At 29.6% G+C, this 20,888-nt stretch carries 23 protein-coding genes, 2 tRNA genes and 1 riboswitch; of the genes, 21 read left to right on the forward strand and 4 right to left on the reverse strand.

The window, feature by feature from the left end:
- Positions 1-146 precede the first annotated feature (146 nt).
- Both JHL18_RS21975 and JHL18_RS21980 read left to right on the forward strand, forming a co-directional pair.
- On the forward strand, positions 147-794 hold the full coding sequence (locus JHL18_RS21975) for a TetR/AcrR family transcriptional regulator (RefSeq protein ID WP_200273222.1): 648 nt from the start codon (positions 147-149) through the stop codon (positions 792-794).
- 146 nt (positions 795-940) lie between these two features.
- Entirely contained in the window at positions 941-2,128 is a 1,188-nt protein-coding gene (locus tag JHL18_RS21980; RefSeq protein ID WP_243278108.1) for a hypothetical protein, read from the forward strand.
- A gap of 260 nt (positions 2,129-2,388) precedes the next feature.
- Here JHL18_RS21980 and JHL18_RS21985 read toward each other — a convergent pair whose 3' ends face one another.
- Entirely contained in the window at positions 2,389-3,078 is a 690-nt protein-coding gene (locus tag JHL18_RS21985) for a hypothetical protein (RefSeq protein WP_200273224.1), read from the reverse strand.
- Between the two features lie 449 nt (positions 3,079-3,527).
- Between JHL18_RS21985 and JHL18_RS21990 the strand changes: the two genes are divergently transcribed.
- From JHL18_RS21990 to JHL18_RS22035, 10 genes are all read left to right on the forward strand, one after another.
- A complete protein-coding gene (locus JHL18_RS21990; RefSeq protein ID WP_200273226.1) occupies positions 3,528-4,577 on the forward strand; it encodes a hypothetical protein in 1,050 nt (349 codons plus the stop codon).
- 257 nt (positions 4,578-4,834) lie between these two features.
- Positions 4,835-5,230: a hypothetical protein gene (locus JHL18_RS21995; protein ID WP_200273228.1), complete on the forward strand. Its 396-nt coding sequence runs from the start codon at positions 4,835-4,837 to the stop codon at positions 5,228-5,230.
- Positions 5,231-5,449: 219 nt separating this feature from the next.
- Entirely contained in the window at positions 5,450-5,917 is a 468-nt protein-coding gene (locus tag JHL18_RS22000; protein ID WP_200273230.1) for an HD domain-containing protein, read from the forward strand.
- 21 nt (positions 5,918-5,938) lie between these two features.
- A complete protein-coding gene (locus JHL18_RS22005; protein ID WP_200273232.1) occupies positions 5,939-6,301 on the forward strand; it encodes an MmcQ/YjbR family DNA-binding protein in 363 nt (120 codons plus the stop codon).
- Positions 6,302-6,632: 331 nt separating this feature from the next.
- Entirely contained in the window at positions 6,633-7,136 is a 504-nt protein-coding gene (locus JHL18_RS22010; RefSeq protein WP_200273234.1) for a hypothetical protein, read from the forward strand.
- 145 nt (positions 7,137-7,281) lie between these two features.
- Complete coding sequence (locus tag JHL18_RS22015; protein ID WP_200273236.1) at positions 7,282-8,055, forward strand: peptidase MA family metallohydrolase; 774 nt, start codon at positions 7,282-7,284, stop codon at positions 8,053-8,055.
- 14 nt (positions 8,056-8,069) lie between these two features.
- Positions 8,070-8,720, forward strand: a complete 651-nt coding sequence (locus JHL18_RS22020) for a carbon-nitrogen hydrolase family protein (RefSeq protein WP_200273238.1) — start codon at positions 8,070-8,072, stop codon at positions 8,718-8,720.
- A 97-nt stretch (positions 8,721-8,817) separates the two neighbouring features.
- Positions 8,818-9,369, forward strand: a complete 552-nt coding sequence (locus JHL18_RS22025) for a hypothetical protein (RefSeq protein ID WP_200273240.1) — start codon at positions 8,818-8,820, stop codon at positions 9,367-9,369.
- A gap of 48 nt (positions 9,370-9,417) precedes the next feature.
- A complete protein-coding gene (locus tag JHL18_RS22030; protein WP_200273242.1) occupies positions 9,418-10,236 on the forward strand; it encodes a phosphatidate cytidylyltransferase in 819 nt (272 codons plus the stop codon).
- A gap of 11 nt (positions 10,237-10,247) precedes the next feature.
- Complete coding sequence (locus JHL18_RS22035) at positions 10,248-10,769, forward strand: hypothetical protein (RefSeq protein WP_200273244.1); 522 nt, start codon at positions 10,248-10,250, stop codon at positions 10,767-10,769.
- 293 nt (positions 10,770-11,062) lie between these two features.
- Here the strand turns inward: JHL18_RS22035 and JHL18_RS22040 are convergent, their stop codons facing one another.
- Positions 11,063-11,689 carry an HAD family hydrolase gene (locus JHL18_RS22040; protein WP_200273246.1) on the reverse strand — a complete coding sequence of 209 codons (627 nt, stop codon included), beginning with the start codon at positions 11,687-11,689 and terminating at the stop codon, positions 11,063-11,065.
- Positions 11,690-11,886: 197 nt separating this feature from the next.
- Between JHL18_RS22040 and JHL18_RS22045 the strand changes: the two genes are divergently transcribed.
- From JHL18_RS22045 to JHL18_RS22055, 3 genes are all read left to right on the forward strand, one after another.
- Complete coding sequence (locus JHL18_RS22045) at positions 11,887-12,366, forward strand: hypothetical protein (protein WP_200273248.1); 480 nt, start codon at positions 11,887-11,889, stop codon at positions 12,364-12,366.
- 222 nt (positions 12,367-12,588) lie between these two features.
- Positions 12,589-13,215, forward strand: coding sequence for an HAD family hydrolase (locus JHL18_RS22050; protein ID WP_200273250.1), 627 nt, complete (start codon positions 12,589-12,591; stop codon positions 13,213-13,215).
- A 313-nt stretch (positions 13,216-13,528) separates the two neighbouring features.
- The gene (locus tag JHL18_RS22055) at positions 13,529-14,116 is read left to right on the forward strand and encodes a GNAT family N-acetyltransferase (RefSeq protein ID WP_200273252.1); all 588 of its coding nucleotides are present in this window, start codon (positions 13,529-13,531) and stop codon (positions 14,114-14,116) included.
- A 308-nt stretch (positions 14,117-14,424) separates the two neighbouring features.
- Here the strand turns inward: JHL18_RS22055 and JHL18_RS22060 are convergent.
- Positions 14,425-14,500 (reverse strand) — tRNA-Met (locus JHL18_RS22060).
- Between the two features lie 287 nt (positions 14,501-14,787).
- Positions 14,788-14,863 (reverse strand) — tRNA-Met (locus JHL18_RS22065).
- A 218-nt stretch (positions 14,864-15,081) separates the two neighbouring features.
- Positions 15,082-15,267, forward strand: a riboswitch (M-box (ykoK) riboswitch).
- Between the two features lie 100 nt (positions 15,268-15,367).
- Here JHL18_RS22065 and JHL18_RS22070 point away from each other — a divergent pair.
- The 6 genes from JHL18_RS22070 (at position 15,368) to JHL18_RS22095 (ending at position 20,782) form a co-directional block, all read left to right on the forward strand.
- Positions 15,368-15,505, forward strand: coding sequence for a hypothetical protein (locus JHL18_RS22070; RefSeq protein ID WP_200273254.1), 138 nt, complete (start codon positions 15,368-15,370; stop codon positions 15,503-15,505).
- Positions 15,506-15,639: 134 nt separating this feature from the next.
- Positions 15,640-16,896 carry a magnesium transporter gene (locus JHL18_RS22075; RefSeq protein WP_200273256.1) on the forward strand — a complete coding sequence of 419 codons (1,257 nt, stop codon included), beginning with the start codon at positions 15,640-15,642 and terminating at the stop codon, positions 16,894-16,896.
- Positions 16,893-18,146, forward strand: a complete 1,254-nt coding sequence (locus JHL18_RS22080; protein WP_200273258.1) for an Nramp family divalent metal transporter — start codon at positions 16,893-16,895, stop codon at positions 18,144-18,146. Before JHL18_RS22075 ends, JHL18_RS22080 begins: the two co-directional genes overlap by 4 nt.
- Positions 18,147-18,473: 327 nt before the next feature.
- A complete protein-coding gene (locus tag JHL18_RS22085) occupies positions 18,474-18,995 on the forward strand; it encodes a DUF2812 domain-containing protein (RefSeq protein ID WP_338025502.1) in 522 nt (173 codons plus the stop codon).
- Positions 18,996-19,105: 110 nt separating this feature from the next.
- A complete protein-coding gene (locus tag JHL18_RS22090) occupies positions 19,106-19,750 on the forward strand; it encodes a DUF2812 domain-containing protein (protein ID WP_200273262.1) in 645 nt (214 codons plus the stop codon).
- Between the two features lie 396 nt (positions 19,751-20,146).
- The gene (locus JHL18_RS22095) at positions 20,147-20,782 is read left to right on the forward strand and encodes a DUF2812 domain-containing protein (RefSeq protein WP_200273264.1); all 636 of its coding nucleotides are present in this window, start codon (positions 20,147-20,149) and stop codon (positions 20,780-20,782) included.
- Positions 20,783-20,888 lie beyond the last annotated feature (106 nt).

The following is a 20,888-nucleotide window of genomic DNA, read 5'->3' on the forward strand; positions in this document are numbered from 1 at the left end:
AAAGTTATTTGTTAAACATTGTAATATAAGTAAGTTAATATTGAAAAAAATGCATATATACACTATAATGCAGTTAAGTAAACTCTTAGTTTACTTGAGGGTGCGTCTAAAATATAATTATGCTGAGGATTTGGAGATTTAAGATTATGGGAGCAGAGGAACGTAAAGAAAAGGAAAAAGAAATACGAAGAAGAGATATTATAGATGCTGCTGAGAGAGTAATTTTCTCTAAAGGCTATGATGTTGCGACTATGGATGATGTAGCAAAAGCAGCAGAGTTCAGTAAAAGGACAGTGTATGTCTATTTTAAGAGCAAGGAACAGATTTACTTTGAAATAATGATTAGAGGTTATAAGATTCTAATACAAATGATAGATGATTATGAAAAAAAGGCAAGCAATGATACTGGAATATATAAGATAAGAAAACTTGGATTAATTTTCTTAGAATTTAGTAAACAATATGAGGATTATTTTAGTGCAATAATGAATTATGAAAACGGTGAAATGGACTTTTCTACTGGAGTAACAGACATGGCTAAACAAGAATGCTATGAGCTCGGAGAAAGAATATTTGATTATCTTACTTGTTCATTAAAGATAGGAATTGAGGATGGAACTATTGATAATGAAATAGATATTACAAACACTGCTTTAGTATTATGGTCGTGTACCTTAGGGGTATTTAATACTTTAAAAGTTAAGAAAAATTATATTCAAGAGTATCATAAGCGCAATTCGGAAGATATTTTGGAAGATGCTTTTTATATGATTACAAAAGCCATAAGGAAATAATATTATAAGTAAGCTTACTGTGATATAAGAAAAGGCTTAATTTGAGTGATTAAGGTTTATACAGAAAATCTTTCGAAACTATTGCAATAAGCGACTGTAATTTGAAAAATTTCTAACACAATTAAAATAAAAAAGGGGGAGATGCAATGAAGTATAGAGGTGTTAAGAATTTGAGGAAGGTATTATTAATATTATTTATAGGATTAATCATGTTATTTTTAGTAGTATTTACAGCTGGCGGGGCATTTGTAAAAGACAAATATTTGGAGCCATGGGATAAGAGCTATTCTGATAAATTCGAAGATAAAAGAATAAAACTTATATCAAATGGTATTCTAGCTGCCAGTGGTCATAATATGCAACCATGGATTATAAAGCTAGACCAAGACAAAGATGCTTTTTATTTATATGCAAATAGCGATTTGTTAACCTCAGAAGTAGATCCTTTTGCAAGACAAACAATGATAACGCAAGGAACATTTTTACAATATATTGTGGTTTCAGGACAACACTTTGGATATAAGGTAAATATAGATTTCTTTCCAAAAGGACAATATGATGAACAAAATTTAGCTATAAGTATGAAGGAAAGACCAGTGGCTAAAGTAACTATTTCTGAAGCTAAAAATAAAGAAAGTAAGTTATATGATTTTATGTTTTTACCTGATACAAATAGAGAAGTTTACGAGAAAACTAAGTTAACAAAAGAACAGACAGAGCTCTTTTTAAATTTAAGTGATGAAGACGTCAAAGTAAAAACATTTGATGATGAAAATAGTTTGAAAAGGTTAGGCGAATATGCCATGAAGGGTGCTGAAATTGAAGCAAACATCCATAGGATGAATGAAGAATCAGCTAAGGTGTTTCGTGTCAATGAGTATGAGAAGAATAAATATAGATATGGTTATTCCTTTGAAGGACAAGACATAACTGGTGTAAAAAAGTACTTGATGCAAGGGCTTATAACTCTTATTCCTTCAATGAATAGTGAAAAAGCTTCAAGTGATCTATACATTAAGTCCACTAAAACAGCAGTAGAAAACACCTCTGCATATGGTATGGTAATCACAAAAGATAACAGTCGCATTGGACAAGTGAAAAGTGGAATGATATATAGTAGTTTGGTGCTGAATGCGCACTCTTTAGGACTAGTTATGCAGCCGCTAAGTCAGGTATTAGAAGAATATCCTGAGATGAAAGCTCAGTATGAAAGTTTTCATAAAGATTATACTAATAAAGGTGAGATAATTCAGATGTTTTTTAGAGTTGGAAGAAAGGCAAAGGAAGTACCCAAGAGCATGAGAAGAGATGTTATGGATTTTATAAATAAGTGATTTAACAAGATTATTTTTAGTTTAATAATCAAAAGGAGTGATATCATTAAAAATTTAATTATTACTACATTAACAACCTCAATTTTAATTGTAGGTATTACAAATTTTGAACATGAAATTTCTTTTGGATTTAAGCAAGTTAGTGTAACTGAAGATTTTTTATATAATAGCGAAAATCTAAACAATAAAATTGATACGAAAGAAGCCATGCATATTCATTTATGAGCAATCTATGCATGGCTTTAATTATTAGTAAACGATTATTTACTATGTATTAAGGCACTCTTTTTAACTCCTACTAGATTTCTAAGCTTATATTTTATTATAGTTGTAGGAATGTTTTCATTTTCCTTATGTGATGTGGTTTTAGTCCAAAAGTAAAAATCTCTAGGACTTACCTCTAATTTTGCTATTGGTTTTACTGGTTTTTCACAAATCCACTCATCAAAGTGTATAGAACCATTACTAACTTTATTAAAACAGTCAGATGGAAGCAGATATATCATTCCAGATGTCCAAGGCTTTTTTCTTAAATCATCGTTTGAAAGAGAAAAAAAGTAAAATTTAGGACCAGTTTTTATCTGAACACAGCCATTTCTTATACTATGTTCAAGCTTAGTTCTATCCAATACTGCATAAAATACTGGCCATATACCATCTTTAGAAGCAAATACAGCTTCAGTGATTTTTCCGTTAAAAAGTGTTTGTATTCTAGGTTCAAATTCTTCAATGTTTTTATTGTTAGTACCGTGAAGTATGAAGTTTTCTTTCAAAGAAAGGTATTGTATAAATCTATATTTAGGAAATCTACTATTATATCTTATAAGAAAGCTATTAGGTTCAGAAATAATACTTTCATACTCTTGTATCTCTTCTTCTGAGAATTCTATATTAGGTTTTGAATAAAAGACTAGTTGTAAAAATAATTTAGATAAATAATCTACTAACAATTAAGATTCTCCTTATCAAGTGTATTTCTTCTACTTATATATCCTTATATAAGTATGGTGTTTTACAGGTCGATGTATTCAAGAATCTATAAAAATAATGAAAAAAGTACTTTTGCGATGCCTGTACGTAATAAAAGTTTTATTTCTAAATTCTCATCTCGGAACTCAGAGAGGCGTTGGGAAAAATTTCTGATTGAAGTAATACATCTTTAACTTATATTAAATCAGTAGAGTGGTTATCTTTAAGTAGTTTGTTTTTACACATAATGGTAGTAGATGTTATAATAAATGTTGAAGTGCGTACCATGGTTAAATTAAGATTTGAAGAAGAAAATCCTATAAATAAAATGAAATTTGTATGAGTTTCTTTTTTTATTATGATTCCAGTTATGTTTTTCGGATTAATATGGGTGTTGGCAAAACAATAATAAAAGAGAGGTTAGAAGGTTATGGTTGAAAGCAGTTTATATGAAAAGTTGGCAAAGTTGTTTGAAAATGAAATGAATTTAATACTTTCAAAATCCATTCTTGGTACAACAGATGCTGTGAGCTTAACAAAGTTTGTTGATGATTTTTGCAAGACTTATCTTAAAAGTGAAGTTGGTGAGTGTTTATACGCAGGGCTTAGTGTTGGGGTATCTTTTGGATTAAAGTTAAAGAATGGACAAGAAATATTTCTGAAGATTAATAAGCCAAATAATGATGATTCAATAGCTCAATGTTCCTTTGAGGGAATGAATGCTATTTCTAGAGTTCAAGAGAAGCTTTCAGAATACAAATTCCCGTGTCCTAAAATTATTATGCCACCTATTGAATACAGAGATGTGATTGTGACAGTGAATAGCTATGAAGATATTGGAACACAAAAAGATGCACATAATCCAAGTATCAGAAAAGTTATAGCAGAAAAGTATGCTGAGTTGATAAAGCTTACAAATCCATATATCAACACTGATGGATTTAAATACTTTAATTTCTATAAAAACGAAAAGCTTTTTCCAGCTCCTCATAATGCATTATTTGATTTTAATAAGGCAGGAACAGCTGCCACTTGGATTGATAATATTGCCTCAAGATCAAAGGAAATAATAAATTCTATTCCTGAAAATTTGGTGTTAGGACATTGCGATTGGTCTTTAAAGCATTTCCGCTTTATTAATGATGAAATAGTAATGATTTATGATTGGGACAGTTTATCTCTTCAGGACGAATATCATTTACTTGGCATAGCTGCAAGTACTTTTACCACTACTTGGGATATTCCAGTTAAGATAACTCCGTCGCAAAATGAAGCCTATGAATTTGTAAGAGAATATGAAAATGTCCGTGGAAAAAAGTTTACAAAAGAGGAGCTTATGAAAATATCAGCATGTTCAACTTATATAATGGCGTACACCGCTCGCTGTGAACTTGCTGTAGATCCAAATAACAATAACTTTGAAGGTTCTTTTAGACAAGCCTTAAGCAAGATGGTCGGAGATAATTATCTTGGAATTTAGTCTTGAGTATAATGTTTTTAAGCTGCTAAATTCCACCTGAAAAAAATCTCAAATGAACTTCATTTCTCTATAAAGTGTAAATTAAGTTTTAAATTCAACTGTTAAAATATTTATGCAACAGTTGCAGATGTGTATTATTCAAATATGTATAGCTTATGACTTTGTAATGGAACACTATAAGTATAAACTTTTAAAATATAAGTTTTAATAGTGATAGCTACATCAATAATAACACAGAAAAGAAAGTAGGAGAGCCTATGAAGAAGATTATTTATGTACTGGTTATTTTATCGTTACTTTTAGTTGGTTGTAAGAATAAAGAAAATGCGGTAAGGAACACTGTAATCAACTATGAAGGAAAAAGTCCAAATTGGGAAGTAACTTATAAAATAGAAGGAAACGAAAAGAAGCATGATAGCTATTATACCTTTAAATATATTGGAACGGATGAAAAACCAAAAACTGAAGTTCAATATTCTATTGATGGACCTAAAGAAGGAGAAAGCAATCTGTTTCTGCTTAAGGACAAAAATGAATATACTGGTAAAATGAAAAACACTGGTGGAATGCCAAGTGATACTGATAGAGGAATAAAGGTTAAGATTGAATGGGATGGAAAGACAGAACTACTAGGGCTAAGCAAAATAAAATAAAATCATATCTCCCTTTACGAATGAATATGAGGAAACTTTGAAAGTCAACAAGATTTATTTTTGCTGTATAGCCATAAAAAGCTTCTAAAGCCGTTGAGATATCTAGGTTTAGACATATTGAGGTAATAATTTATAAAGTTAAATTTAATATATAAGTAAAAATGAAGGGAGGGTTAGTGCTTATAGTCTAAATTTTTAAGTTAAGCATTAAGTGATTTTATGAATAGATTAGAAAAAGTTCATCAAGTAGTAGATAATATTTTAATGAAACAGTCTAATGCAGAAATAAGACGTCATGGGTATGTTCACCTATATGGAGTATCTGCTAACTGTAGTATTCTTGCATTAAGGCGGGGAGAAAATTCAGAAATAAGTGCTGTTTCAGGTATGCTACACGATATTTATACCTATAAAGCTGGAGACAGTTATGAACACGCAAAACTAGGTTCTATAGAAGCAAGGAAAATTTTAAATGAACTTAAGTTGTTTACAGAAGAAGAAGTTAATACTATTTGTAGGGCTATTTATAACCATAGTAATAAAAATGATGTAGGCGGGATATATGAAGAAATTCTTAAGGATGCGGACGTACTTCAGCATTATTCATATAATACAACATTTCCTGTAGCTGAGCATGAAAAAGAAAGATTAGCGAAAGTATTTAGTGAATTAGGTATTGATAAGTAACATTAGAAAAGGGGTGTTTTTATGAACTATGAATGGTTAGATGAATATTGCCTTTCGAAGCAAGGCGCAATAAAAGACTTTAAGGAAGAATGGAATGCTACAAGATATTTTGTTGGAGAAAAAATTTTTCTTATGGTTGGAGGAGATAAATATAATAAGTCTATTATTACAATAAAGTGTGAGCCCTTCTTTGGACAGATGCTTAGAGATGAGTATGAACATATTGTTCCAGGATATCATATGAATAAATTGCATTGGAATTCAGTATATTTTGACGGCAGTGTACCTGACAATGTGGTAAAGCAGATGATAGATATGTCCTATAGGATAGTGCTAAATTCTCTGAGCAGGAAACTTCAGAACGAAATTCTTAAAGATGCATAAAACAATCTGACATCATTTGCACTAAAAATATAAGAGATAAAAGGAAGAGTTAGGATTTCATTTGGTCATATATGGAGGTTTAGCTTTAATTATAATTCAATATAATACTTCTTAAAAGGTGAGAAACTTTAAGACTAAGTTTTTTACCTTTTGTTTTTCATAAAATTCTCAAGAATTATCTAACATTTAGAAAAAGGGGCATAGCTTCATATTACTAGGTTGCTTTTCTTTTTATTGTAGCTACAAGTAAATTAAGTTATAATTATGTACATTAATAGAATATTATGGTAGAAAGTTAGATCTTAATTATTTAATTATCGGGAGGAATGTTTTGAGGAAGAAATATGTGATATTTGCGCTAATATATATAGTTATAAGTATAGTAAATATACTCTATCCAAATATATTTACTAATGAAGATAGCATTTTTCAGACTAAAACAGGTAAATATTATGCAAAATCAAGCCATATAGGAAATGGTAGTAAAGTTGATGTTAGTTGGGATATATCCATATCTGACAAAGATACAAGAAAAAATGTAATAGAAAATAGTAATAATAGTGAGCTTCTTCATAATTTTAAAACCGTAATAATTGATATAAAAAAGACAAAAGCAAATGCTATATCTAGTAGTATATTAGTAATTTTATTAATATGTCATTCAGCATATTTTTTTGCAGATAAAAGCATTAAGTTTAATAAGTTTATGAAATTATTAGTAATATTGCCTCTTTTAATTCTAAGTTTTGTCATTATTAACATGGAACAGGAAAGCTTAGGTAATTTGAAAAACTATGAAAAGAGCGTTGAGTACACTTATAGCTTAATACAATAATAATACTAACAGAATTAAATTAGAATTTTACAATTTAGAGTTTTTTAAATAATTAAGTTTGACAGAATCTAGTAGTGTTGAGTTTCAGATATTGAGTATAACATAAAGCAAAGTCTAGGCGACCGCTGTTAAGGAGATAAATAGAATGAATGCTGCTAATAATAAAGTAGAGAATAAATATTTGTTTGGAGAAATTAAAAATTCTAATGAAGAAGCTGAAAATAAGCTTAACTTAAGAGTAGAGACAGAGCATTTTATAGTGTGCTTTAGAGAAAATGATACTGAGTGCATAGGCAAAGTTATAGATTCACTAGAAAAAAATTATAGCAGAATAACAATTAACTTAGAGCAGAAACTAGAAAATAAATTAATTATAGAGATTTATTCTAATCTTAAATCACTTCATAATGCTTTAGGGCTACAAGATGCTCCAACTTGGATAAGAGGAGGGCTTGGAGCTGGGAAGATTATAATAGCATCACCTCTAAATCCACCACCAGGATCTAATTTTCACAATGTAGTAAATACTGCAATTCATGAATTTGTACATATTTTAGTTAATAAAATAAATAGTAATACTCCAAGGTGGTTAAATGAAGGAATTGCTTGTTATGAAGCCAAGGATAATAGTGAAAGTTGGATAAGACAAACGGTTAGTGAAGGGCTAAGTAATGGGAACATTCCAACGTTCAAAGATTTAGATACTGGAGAAGATTTTGAAGCTTTCTTTGCTCTTGATGGTTATCAATACTCCTATACTATGGTTGAGGCTATAGTAAATTTGTTTGGCTATGATAAATTAAGAAAGCTAGTAAAGGCACCTAATAAGATTGATGAGGTTCTTCATATAAGTGAGACTGATCTTTATAAGAAATATGTTGATTTCATAAAAATAAACTATAGAGTTAGCACTTCTTAAGAAGGGGAATTATTATGAGAATTTTAATTGGACAACCAATACATGAAAAACAAATTGAACAGATGAAGAATGATATAAAAGCTAAGGATAGTATTGATTTAGTATTATATCCTGAAGGATATCTGTCAGATGAAAATGCTTTAGAAGAGGCTTGTAAACTGGCCAAAGAGTATAAAATAGCAATTGTGTCATCATACAGAAAAGATAACAAAGATAGAGCTGTAATAATAAGCTGTGATGGTGAAAAAATCTTAGAAAGAGCTAAAACTATACCGGATGAAAATGTAGAATTACATGAGCCTTTAACTGTTTTTTATAATAATAATTCAATTGGCTACATATTATGTATGGAAATACTAAAGGCTAATAGAGATTTAAAAAGAGTAGAAGAAAAGATAGATTTTATTGTCCATCCGATTGGAGTAGGAATGTTTAGTGAAGAACAGTTTGAGCAGTGGGTGAGAGAAGCAAAGGTTATTGCAAAAACTTATAAAACAATTGTGATTGGAACAAGTCATGCTGATGGTTCTTACAGAAACTGTGGGGTTTCAATTCCTATTTCATATTGTATTGATAGTAATGGAGAGCCAATATTTATTACAAAGTCAGATATTAGAAGTAGAATTGTAGACTTAGACTCAAAAAAGTTTGAGACAATTGGATAAAATTAATAGTTGCATAAAAAGGATTATATTTTAAAGCATAGGTTTAATGTATAAAAACTTTTTTCTGAGTATTTTATAAGGGAAAGTGACAAATATCATGATATTAATACCAAACTATCTTTATCATTACTATGAAGCTGAAGTTGGGCCTTTTAAAACCTTATCAGATTTATTAGAGGAACAGGCTGAAAAGGAATTAGAAAATCTTCGCAAGAGCGGACAAACCTTTGCTAGTAAGAGACCGAAAGATTACATGCTAATTAGAAGAGAATTAGAGCGAATGGTTAGAACACAGTTTATTGAAAAGGGTGGTAAGCCATTAAGAAGCACACCTATTTCTATGACCTTAGGACCATGCCAATGGATTAAACAATGGTATAAAGATGGACAAGAACTCAAAATTCCAATAGAAGTTTTTGATCATAACACTATTAGTTTTACCTACGGGGATATTTTCCCTGCAATGCGATATAATGACCACAAGCCTTATCGGAAAAAGGTTTACACATTAGAAGAGATTAAAGAAGTTGTATCAATATATGGAATGCCTCAAGAATGGAACAAAAATGGTGAAAACGGACCAGATAGATATATAGAAGTTCAAGTTTGGTGTGATGTAGATATTGATAATATGTCTGTATTTAAGTGATATGTGATTATAATAGAAATTAGAGATCAAGTTATTAGGAGATGGATGATGAAACAAAGAACAATAAGTTCAGTTATCGGCTTACCAATTTTAATCGGAATAATGGTTAGCAAAAATTCAATACTTATAAATGTTGCTCTTCTCTTAATTATAATTATAGGACTTAGTGAATTTTATAAATCCTTTAAAGATTTTAGCATTAATTATAGCTTGATAGGAATAGGTTTCTCTGCGTTATACTACATATTTGTATTGCCTGATATTAGTGGAAAACTAGGATTATTTATAGTTTTATTTTCGATCTTTTTAGTGTTTTATTCAATACTCTTTTATAGTAAGCAAAATGTAAAAAACATAGCTATAACTTTTATAGGATTTTTTTATGTTACTTTCATGTTTTCATTTATACGTCAAATAATTAGCATAAATGATTATGGAGATATCTTTGTTTGGTTTGTATTTATAATAGCTTGGAGTGCGGATACCTTTGCATATGCAGTAGGTAAGACCTTTGGAAAGAATAAATTAACTCCAGAGCTAAGTCCAAATAAGTCTATTGAGGGCTTTGTGGGTGGAGTAATAGGGGCGGCATTGATGTCCTGCTTATACGGGATTATAATTTTAAAGTTTACAGGATTTCATGATAATAACTTTTTGTATTTTTGTTTAGTAATGGGTGTAATAGGGTCAGTGGTATCACAATGTGGGGATTTAATAGCATCTTTAATAAAAAGATTCAATGGAATTAAGGACTTTGGCAATATAATTCCTGGGCACGGGGGGATTTTAGATAGGTTTGATAGTATTATACTGGTAGCACCATTTGTTTATTATTTTATAAAAGTTATACTAAATATACATTTTTAGGAGCGAGAGCAATGAAGTCTAAGAATATAGTTAAAAAGATAATGTGGATTTCTGCAATTCCGGTGTTTTTTATAGGACTAATAGTGCCGTTAATAATGGAAACATCTAAAAACTTCAAGATAGTATTCGTAGGACGTATTATAGGTATTGATTTTTTTGCATTAGTTGTATTTGCATTAGGTATTTCTAATCTAATTATTATTAATAATAAACAAGAAAAGACTTCTGTGAAAATAAGAGCAAAGATCTTCGGTGCAGTTGCTATAATATTTTCAATTGGCATCGGTTCTATGATAATTCCTTATTATAAGGATCTACCAGGCATGATGAACTCACAATATGAATCCTATGATGGACAATTAAAAGATTTCAAAGTTATAAAAGGTAGAACAACGATTACTAGATTCACAGTAGGGAATAAAGAATTTGAGACTAGCGGCCAATATTTAAAAAACTTCCTTATAAAGGGGAAGAAATATCATGTAGAGTTTCTACCTAATACCGACTATGTGGTAAGTGTTTATAGATACTAAAAGTCTAAACCAACATAGAAAAGTTGAATAGGCTTATATACATCTGTAAATCTATAAAGCTATTATTCAAGTTATGGCATTAAAGGGTTTCTTTATTTAGATTTAAGTTATACTTGTTCATTAATCACTGCTTCTAGCAATTATCGGACAAGTATAACTTAATTGGTAGTTAAGAAATCTATATAAGTTGACATTATATTAGTAGTTAATGTATAAAATAGGCATAGAAAATCAGTATAGATTAATGCAATCTGAATATTAGAGTTAGGGTATATTTAAAGCTGCACTTAATACTAAACTGCATTAACTATTTCTAATAAGTCTTTTGGATTTTTTAAGATATAAGTTGCATTGATACCATCTTTAGATTTACATCCCCATGATGCTAAGGCAAAATCTATATGAGAGTCCTGAGCACATCTGAAATCATAGATAGTATCACCTATATAGAGTGTCTTTGAAGCATCTGAACCTGAAAGTTCAATGAATTTTAGAATAGGGTCAGGATCAGGTTTATGTTTTTCAGTGTCATCGGCACAGACAACTATATCAAAGAAATTAGATAGTCCAAAAGGCATAAAGTCAGCTTCATATTCTAGTTTGGTTTTGGAGGTAACTATACCAATAGAAATATTCATTTCATGAAGTTTTGCTAAAGTTTCTTCCATATCATCAAAAACTTTTATATGATGAAAATAATCTTTTAAGTATTCGTTCCACTTGTTGCAACCTTCCTTGGGATCTTTTATCCCAAGCTGTGAAAGCGCAGCTTCACCTGTGATTCCAAAAGAAAAGAGTAAATCTTCAAAGCTTAGTTTTTTGTCAGTTTCTTCATATACTAATTTCTGCAGAGAAGAAAGTACTGCAAATTCTGTGTCTAAAATCGTTCCATCAATATCGAAAATAACAGTGCTATACATAAGTGAACCTCCAATAGCTATATTATCGGACTTATTATAATTATTTTTAATATCCTTATTAGTAACTATTATTATATGCATTATATAGCTAAGAATGCATTAATACGATTAACAGAAATTGATACATCTAAGTAATAAGTTTTAATATGTAAGTGTAATATTAAATGTTAAGTTTAGGTTAGAAAGGGTGTATTCTAGTGAAAAAACTATTAAAGTTTGCTAAAATTATTATAAAAAAGACAATGCCTTTTGCGTTAATTATTTCTATCTTATATATTATAGTAATAAATGATTTTAGGAAACAAGAGAAAAAGGAGATAGACGATTCCTTTACAAATCAGTTAGTTCTGGCTAACGGTATACTAAATACTGATTACAATAAAAATGATGATGAAGGAAAAGCTTATTTAAGAACAACAGCTGCTGGATATTTATATTCCAGTTTAAATTTGATGAATTATAGTTCTTATATTAATAACGAAAATAGAAACGATTTGTTTGGTGCAATTAATAATCTTTATTTATGTATGACTAAATCTAATGCAAGCAGAGTTATATTTACTAAGTATAACAAAGAGGTAAATCAATATTTGGTGAAAATTATTAGAAAACCTAAGGATAAAGAAGCTTGCAAAGCTTTAGATGAATTGACATATAGTGTGCTCAAATCAGAGTAGTAATGCAAAGAAAAGAAGATATCTTAAATACAAAACAAATTTGTAAAAGCAATAAATCTTTATTACAATAGAGTAGTAGATATTTGTAGTCTTATCATAAAGCAAGGTGAATTAAAAGTAGTTGATAAGGTAATTGCAAATTTAACTAGACAACTAACTTATTAACTTCTGTTTAGATAAGTAAAGAACTAAAGAAATATAATATTTTAACATGGAGGAAGTATGAAGATAGATAGCATTATTTTTGACTTAGATGGAACGCTATGGGACTCAACACAAGGAGTTACAGATGCTTTTAATGAAATTATAAGTAATACAAACATTACTCACCAAATAACAGTAGAAGATATAAAAGCAATAATGGGGTTATCAGTACTTGAAATACCATTAAGATTATTTCCACATCTAGAAGATGAACAGAGAACAACTTTAATAACTGCATGCTGGGCTAATGAGTGTAAGTACTTAGAAGAACATGGTGGAAGTTTGTTTGATAAATTAGAAGATACAATAAAGGAACTAGCTAAAAAATACAAATTGTTTATAGTTAGTAACTGTCAAGTAGGATACATTGAAGCTTTTCTTAAAGCTCATAATCTAAGTGAGTATTTTATTGACTATGAAAATGCGGAAAGAACTGGGCTTACTAAAGGGGAAAACATAAAGCTTGTAGTAGAAAGAAATAACTTAAAGAGTCCAGTTTACGTAGGAGATACTCAGTGGGATATGGAAGCAACAAGATTTGCTGGTATTCCTTTTGTATTTGCCAGTTATGGCTTTGGACAAGTGGATGACTTTGATTATAAAATTGAAAGTATAGATCAGTTAATAGATTTAGATAATAACTAGAAAATTTAATCTTTTAGTATGTTGAGCTGTTGCCCAAACTTCTATTTATTTTTTACTAGTCACAGCAATAATTTTAACACCTATATATTCATTGGTGTAAGTTGGAATGTAATTTGGATATTTTATTAATAACTGCTTTTAGCAGTTATTTTTTTTGCAATTTACCATATACTTGTAAAATCTCTTAATTAGTTGATATAATACGATTAATAAAGGCACAAATAAATTAATATAACCTATAGAACTAATTACTGAAGATATAAAATCAAAGTGTAGCTGAATTATGCTAATAAATGTTTAGGAGAGATATATTATGGATAATAATCAGATTAAGCAATGTATTGATAAAAGATTTTTTGATGTGTTTCCAGATTTAGAATCACAAAGATTGATATTCAGAAAAGTTGAAGCGAGTGATGTGGAGGATATTTTTGATATATTTAGTGATCCTGAGGTAGCTAAATATGACTTTTTCACTCCTATAAATACAAAAGAGAAGGCTTTTTTAATAATAGATAATTATCAAAGTGAATTTATATCTAAGGAAGAAATAACATGGGGTATTGTTAGAAAAGAAGACAAAAAATTAATTGGATATCTTAGTTTGGGAAACTTTGATGAGGAGGCTAAGAGCTGTGAAATTGGGTATGGTCTAAATAGGGAATACTGGAATAAAGGTTATGGGACTGAAGCTATAAAGACATTAATAAAATTTGCTTTTGAAAAAGTTAAAGTTAATAGAATAGAAGCTACGGTGACATTTGGTAATGTTGCATCAGTGAAGGCTTTAATAAAGTCAGGCTTTTTACAAGAAGGGATTTTAAGAGAAAGAACTATGATTAAAGGTGAGTTAGTGGATGATGTTATTCTTGCGTTATTGAGAAGAGATTATATAAGTTAATTGGAATATTGAAAATATTAAAATATACATTTATATGTAGGTTAGTAGGGTGGATGAGGAGATTTTTTTATTGAACTAAAGAAATGCAAAATCAATTTAAACTATGATATTCTAGCTATATGTGAAGAGTTGGAATTAGGGATAAATAATTAGGTTATATCCTGTGCATAAGTAAGATAATAAGAAAAATTCGCCATGTAAATGTAATAAAAAAATTGATTAAGAGAATTTAAGAGTATTAACAAATGATACGTTTGTTATTAATAATAAACAAAAATAAGCAGTTATACTTAAGTATAACTGCTTTTTGGTTGCGGGGGCAGGACTTGAACCTACGACCTTCGGGTTATGAGCCCGACGAGCTGCCAACTGCTCCACCCCGCGATATTGTGTTTGTAACTTGCCTACTTGATAACTATACACTAAATAATATAGAATGTAAAGGAAATAATAAATTTAATCTTAAAACTAATAAAAGTACTTGGTTGTAATATATTTAATTACATAAGACTATATTAAAAACTAAGATATAATAACAGTATATAATATAAGAAAAATCTTTGAATGTAAATCTAAATGTTAAGCCTTTGTAAGAGGTTGGTGATAGGAAATTAGATCAATGCTAAAGTGAACAAAAAAGTAAGCAGTTATATCTAAATATAACTGCTTTTTGGTTGCGGGGGCAGGACTTGAACCTACGACCTTCGGGTTATGAGCCCGACGAGCTGCCAACTGCTCCACCCCGCGATATTATGTTTGTAACTTGCCTACTCATTTAATATACAGTAAAGGAATTATAAAGTCAAGGAATTTTTGAAAAAAGTTTAAGGAAAATTATATTAGATACTAAAAAAACTTACAAAAAGATGCAAATTGAAGTTGTTAAAAAATTTTAATAGTATAATTATGTGAAAATATGTTTACAAATCATGTTAAAAAGAATATTATATAAAAGGTAATAAAATTGAATACCTCGTTAGGTGAGGTTCCTACAAGGATACACGCTACTGCCCAGAAATGTCGAGAGACGCCAATGGGTCAGCAGGTACTGCCGAATTAAGGTTTTACTTAATGTAGCTGACAACATTCATTAATATGAATGCTTATGCTCAAAGCCTTGTAGTGCTAAAGCTCAACGAATGGAGAAAATAGGTGTTTTTTTGTCGAGCATATAACTCTTCATTCGTTAGAATGAGGAGATTTTTTATTATTTATTTTCTACATGAATATTAAATTAGGAGGTGGTTACTAATGGAAGACGACCCTGAGGATAAGACGACAACTAAATATAGAATTTGGATTGTTATTCACACGGGTAACTGCCGTTTGAGTGACGATGACTTTGGAGGTTATTGTTATGAAACTAAAAATAGGTATTCATGGTTTTAATGTAAACTATCTAACGAACCCCTCTAATAACTAAAAACTTCATTTTTGCATGTATTGCAATTTGAAGCATTGTAAGAATAAGTTATAAGCATCATGAAATCTTTGTGATGCTGTAAGTAGAAGGGGTGAAACAAATGGATAAAGCAACTAGTTTTTTCTTTAGCAAAATATTAAACAAAGAAATTCACAATAAATTAGGGCAATTAATCGGTAAACTAAGTGATTTTATACTAGACTTTAGTCAGGAAAAACCTACAGCAACTTATGTTCAGATTAAAAATGGGCCAAAATCTTTCTACGTTTCATTGGATAAAGTCAATATTTCAAAAGATAGTAAAGAAAGATATTATATAGAAATTAATACAAAAAGTTTATTAATAAGTTTGCCACATAGTAAGGGCATATATTTAGCAAAAGACTTTTTAGATAAGCAGATAGTAGATACTAACGGAAAAAGAGTAGAGCGAGTAAATGATGTAAGACTGGGAAATATAAATGGAAAATGGCAGCTTATTGCAGTTGATATAGGTACAAGAGGTCTATTAAGAAGACTTGGAGTAGAATATCCATTTATATTATTGACTGGAGCTTTTAATTTTCAGTTAAGAAACAAGCTTATTATTTGGGATAATGTACAGCCTCTATCAACTGGAAGCAACAATCTGCAACTTTATTCACCTGCAAATAAAATTGAGACTCTACACGCAGCTGATATAGCAGATATAATCGAAGAGCTTGATAATAAAAGTAGACATATCCTATTTAACAGTTTGAATAATCAAAAGGCTGCTGAGGTTCTTGAAGAGATAGAGACAGAGGTTCAGGTTAATCTTCTTAATTCTATGTCTGATAAGAAGGCCTCTGATATTTTCGAGATAATGCCATCAGATGAAGTTGCAGATATTCTTGAAGAAATAGAAGATGATAGAGTTGAGAAGCTTCTTACTCAAATGGATGAGGAGAGTCAAGAAGAAATCAGAGAACTTATGGAATATGAAAGAAATACAGTTGGGAGTATTATGTCTAAAGACTTTATTACTTTCCTTCCAGATATAACTGTTGCAGAAGTGGCAGAGTGGATGAAGAGCAATGTTCCAGATGAAGAGGAAACTTACTATATATACGTCATAAATAATAAAAGCAATCTTCTTGGAGTTATTCCAGTATTAAGGCTTATAACTTCAGATAGAGACACAAAGCTTTATAATATTATGACAACTCAACCGAAGATATTAAGAGATGAAGATACAATAGAAGATGCGATTGAAACAATGGAAAAATACAGCGTAATTTCTTTGCCGGTTATAGATGAAATTAATGAATTAGTAGGGATTATATCATTAAATGACAGTGTTAAAGAGTATGCTCCAATGAGGAGGATGGCACTATGAGTGAAGTTAAGACTAGTAGGTTTAAAAAGATACTCTTTATCATGACTATCATTGGTCCAGGCCTAATAACAGTAAATGCAGGAAATGATGCAGGTGGAATAGCAACCTATGCTTCTGTAGGAGCAACTTATGGATATAAAATGCTTTGGGGTCTTCTTCTTATTACTTTCAGTTTGGCTGTAATTCAGGAAATGAATGCACGTATGGCTATTGTGACAGGAAAAGGACTAGCAGATCTAATAAGAGAAAAGTTTGGTGTAAAGCTTGCGCTTTTTGCAATGCTCACCTTATTTATAGCTAACTTTGGTGTATGTATAGGTGATTTTGCAGGAATTGCAGCAAGCATGGAGCTGTTTGGGGTGACTAAATATGTTTCAGTACCTGTAATGGCTTTTGCGGTTTGGTTTCTTATAACAAAGGGATCATATTCAAAGACAGAAAAGTTATTTTTAGCTTTCACCTTTGTTTTCTTTTCGTATATAATAACTTGCTTTATAGTTAAGCCAAACTGGCATGAAGTTTTAAAAGCTACAGTTACACCTACACTAAAATTTGACAAAGTGTTCATATTGACCTTTATAGGTATGATAGGAACTACAATTACTCCGTATATGCAGTTTTATCTTCAATCTTCTATAGTAGACAAGGGTATAAAGCTAAAAGATTACAAGTACGAAAAATTAGATGTTTATTTAGGAGCTATATGGGGTGACTTAGTATCCTTCTTCATCATAGTGTGTACTGCAGTTACTTTATACAAAGCTGGAATACAAATAGACAGTGCAGAGCAAGCTGCTTCAGCCCTTAGACCTTTAGCAGGGAATTATGCTTCAATTTTATTTGGAGCAGGACTTTTTGGGGCATCAGTACTTGCAACTATGATAATTCCAATATCAACATCTTATGCTATATGTGAATCCTTTGGTTTTGAGAGTGGACTTAATCATAAATACAAAGAAGCGCCTACTTTTTATGGTATATTTACTTTTATGATAATATTCAGCTCAGTACTAGTACTAATACCTCATATTTCTTTGGTTGGAATTATGCTAGCAACACAGCAGATAGCTGGTATGCTAAGTCCAGTTATACTGATATTCATGGTAGTACTTGTGAACAAGAAGGAGCTTATGGGCGAGTATGTAAATAACAAGGTGCAAAACATAGTGATTTGGATTACTGTAACATTTATAGTGATTCTTTCAATAATACTTTTCGTTTCACCTTTGATAAATCTTATTTTTAAATAATAAGTAGATAACTAAATATTTTATATAAATTAAGTTATGTATGTTCGAAAATCTTGAATTTTGAAGATTTTTGAACATACATAATTTTTTTCTATATAAAAGTGGTACATATTTAATACATATACGATGGTTTTGTGTATACTAGTTTGTGGCTTTAGTGTAAAATAAAGTAATCATTATCAATTACAAGAAAATGTGTTTATTAATTAAAAGGAATGAGATTATGGGAGAAAATAAAAATATACAATATACAATGGATGGTATTGAAACTGGTAAGAAAGAAGAAAAAAACATGGACCTATTAGAATAGTAAAAAGCTTTTGGTTTATCTTATTTCCTTGTAAGCTTGAACAATGGTTAGAGAAAATGGAGAGTAAAGGGTATAGACTTTATAGGGTTTCCATGAGGGGGAATATCTTTTATTTTACAAAGGGTGAAAGTAGGAATGTAAAATATTTCACTGATTTTGCTAGCACAATTGATAAGGAATACTTTAGGACCTACATAAGACTTGGTTGGAAGCCAATGTATAACACAAGAATTCTTGGTGGAAAAATAGTCATATGGATGAAGCGTTGTAGAGATAAAAATCTGTACTCCTTAGAAGATTTCATAAGTAATAAGAATATTTTCATTATAAAAATATTAAAAAGTATAATACTAAATGGTATATTTGCTTCAGTGCTAATGTATTTTTTAATCAATATAATATTTAAAGCTGAATATAAGTATCTTACTTTTAATTATTCTTTTTTAGTTTTTTTATGTTTAGCATTAGTAACTTTAATTACTTGTGTCTGTGGATTAATTGGATCAATTTCATATTTATTAAAAATAAAAAAGAGTTGAATAAATTATATTATTAATATATATTGGCTTGTTTGCTATTTTATTGTAAGACTAGTTAATTAGTATAGATTAAACAAAAAGTATTTTGTAAATTAAAAGGAATGTGCTATATGGAAAGAGATGAAAACATAGAAGACTCAATTAAGAATATAGAAGTACATAAAAGTGAAGAAGAATACGATAAACCAATTAAGATAAGAAAATATTTTTGGCTAATGTTATTTCCTAGCAAGATTGAACGATGGCTAGAGGAAATGGAGAGTGAAGGCTACAGACTTTTTAGAATAGCTTTAAGAGGCAATATCTTTTATTTTACAAAGAACGAGAAGAGAAAAGTAAGATATTTTATTGATTATCCTGAGGTTATTCATAGATCATATTTTAAAAGGTATATCACACATAAGTGGAAGATGAGATATAATATGTGGACACCTGGCAATAGGATGGTTATATGGATGAAACCATGTATTGATAATTATGATTTCTGTGCGATTGACTTTGTAAAGGACAAAAAAGCTCTTATTAAAAAAGTATTTAAGAGGATTTTACAAAATGTAATAGTTGTTATTATAGCAATTTATTTATTTGTACATCTAATATCAGAGGTTCAAATAGATTCGTATACTGTAAATTTATTTTATATATGTCTCATTACGTCTATAGTAGTAGTTATAATAGATAGGTTATTTAAACTAACACAGTTAAGCTCATATCTTTTTAAAATTGAAAAGATATCTAAAATAAGTATGAAGTAAGGTTTAGGTTTAAATTAAAAGAGATATCAAAGCAGCGTGTTTAAATAAAAAGAGATACTATCTGCGATAATCTTAGAGGATAAATCAAAGTAGTCTTAATATATAAAAATTGGGCTTAAGGTATGTATTAGATAACACTATTAAAAGGCCTTTTATTCTGTATTAAATAAATGTTGTTAATGTTAATTAAAAGGACAAACTATAAAGTATCAACATTTATTTAATACAGAAGCTAATAGTATAAAAAATATACACATACAGGTTACATTTTAGGGTGTGTATGTACATTAGCAATAAAATGAATTTATATATACTGATTTGTGGCTTTAGTGTAAAATAAAGTAATAATGCTTGCTTTATTAGTAGGTAAATTTACATGTTCTAAGGAATGAAATTATGGAAAAGGGCAGAAGTGCAAAGCGTTTAACTGATTATATTGAAGTAGATGAAAGCTTAGAAAACAATGATGGATTAAAAAGAGTAATAAAAGGCTTCTGGTTATTTTTATTTCCATCTAAACTTGAAAGATGGTTAGAAGATATGGAGAGGAAAGGATATAAACTGCACAGAATTGCTTTGAGAGGACTCATACTTTATTTTAAAAAAGATGAGAGCAGTAAGACTCAGTATTTTACTGATTTTCTTCCATATGTAGATAAACAATATTTCGAATCTTTTATTAAAATTGGGTGGAAACCAATCAAGTATATGTGGATGGATGGGATTCGGATGGTAATTTGGAGGAAAACAAATGATGATTTTGGTAATACTTCTAAGTTGGATTTTTTAAAGCAAAAGAAGGTTCGTGACAAAACATTAATAAAAAGAATACTATATAATGTAATTGCAGCAAGTGCTTTTAGTTCTATTTCATTGAATGTGGTGTTCACTCTTCAAAGAGAAAATCGTAATGTAGATTTAGTATTTATAATTATAAACGTCATACTTGTTGGGGCTATACTCATCTCAGTTTGTAAGTTAATTGGAGTAATTTTGTATTGGTTAAACATAAGAAAAATGGAGCAAGCTTAAGTAAAATATATAAGTGTAATATAGAAAAGCACAGTTGGCAGAGTAATTATATTTAGTTTAATAACTAGAATATAATAAGACTACCAATAGGTGCTTTTTATTTTTA

The sequence above is a fragment of the Clostridium yunnanense genome (assembly GCF_016595795.1).
GTDB classification, from domain to species: domain Bacteria; phylum Bacillota; class Clostridia; order Clostridiales; family Clostridiaceae; genus Clostridium_AR; species Clostridium_AR yunnanense.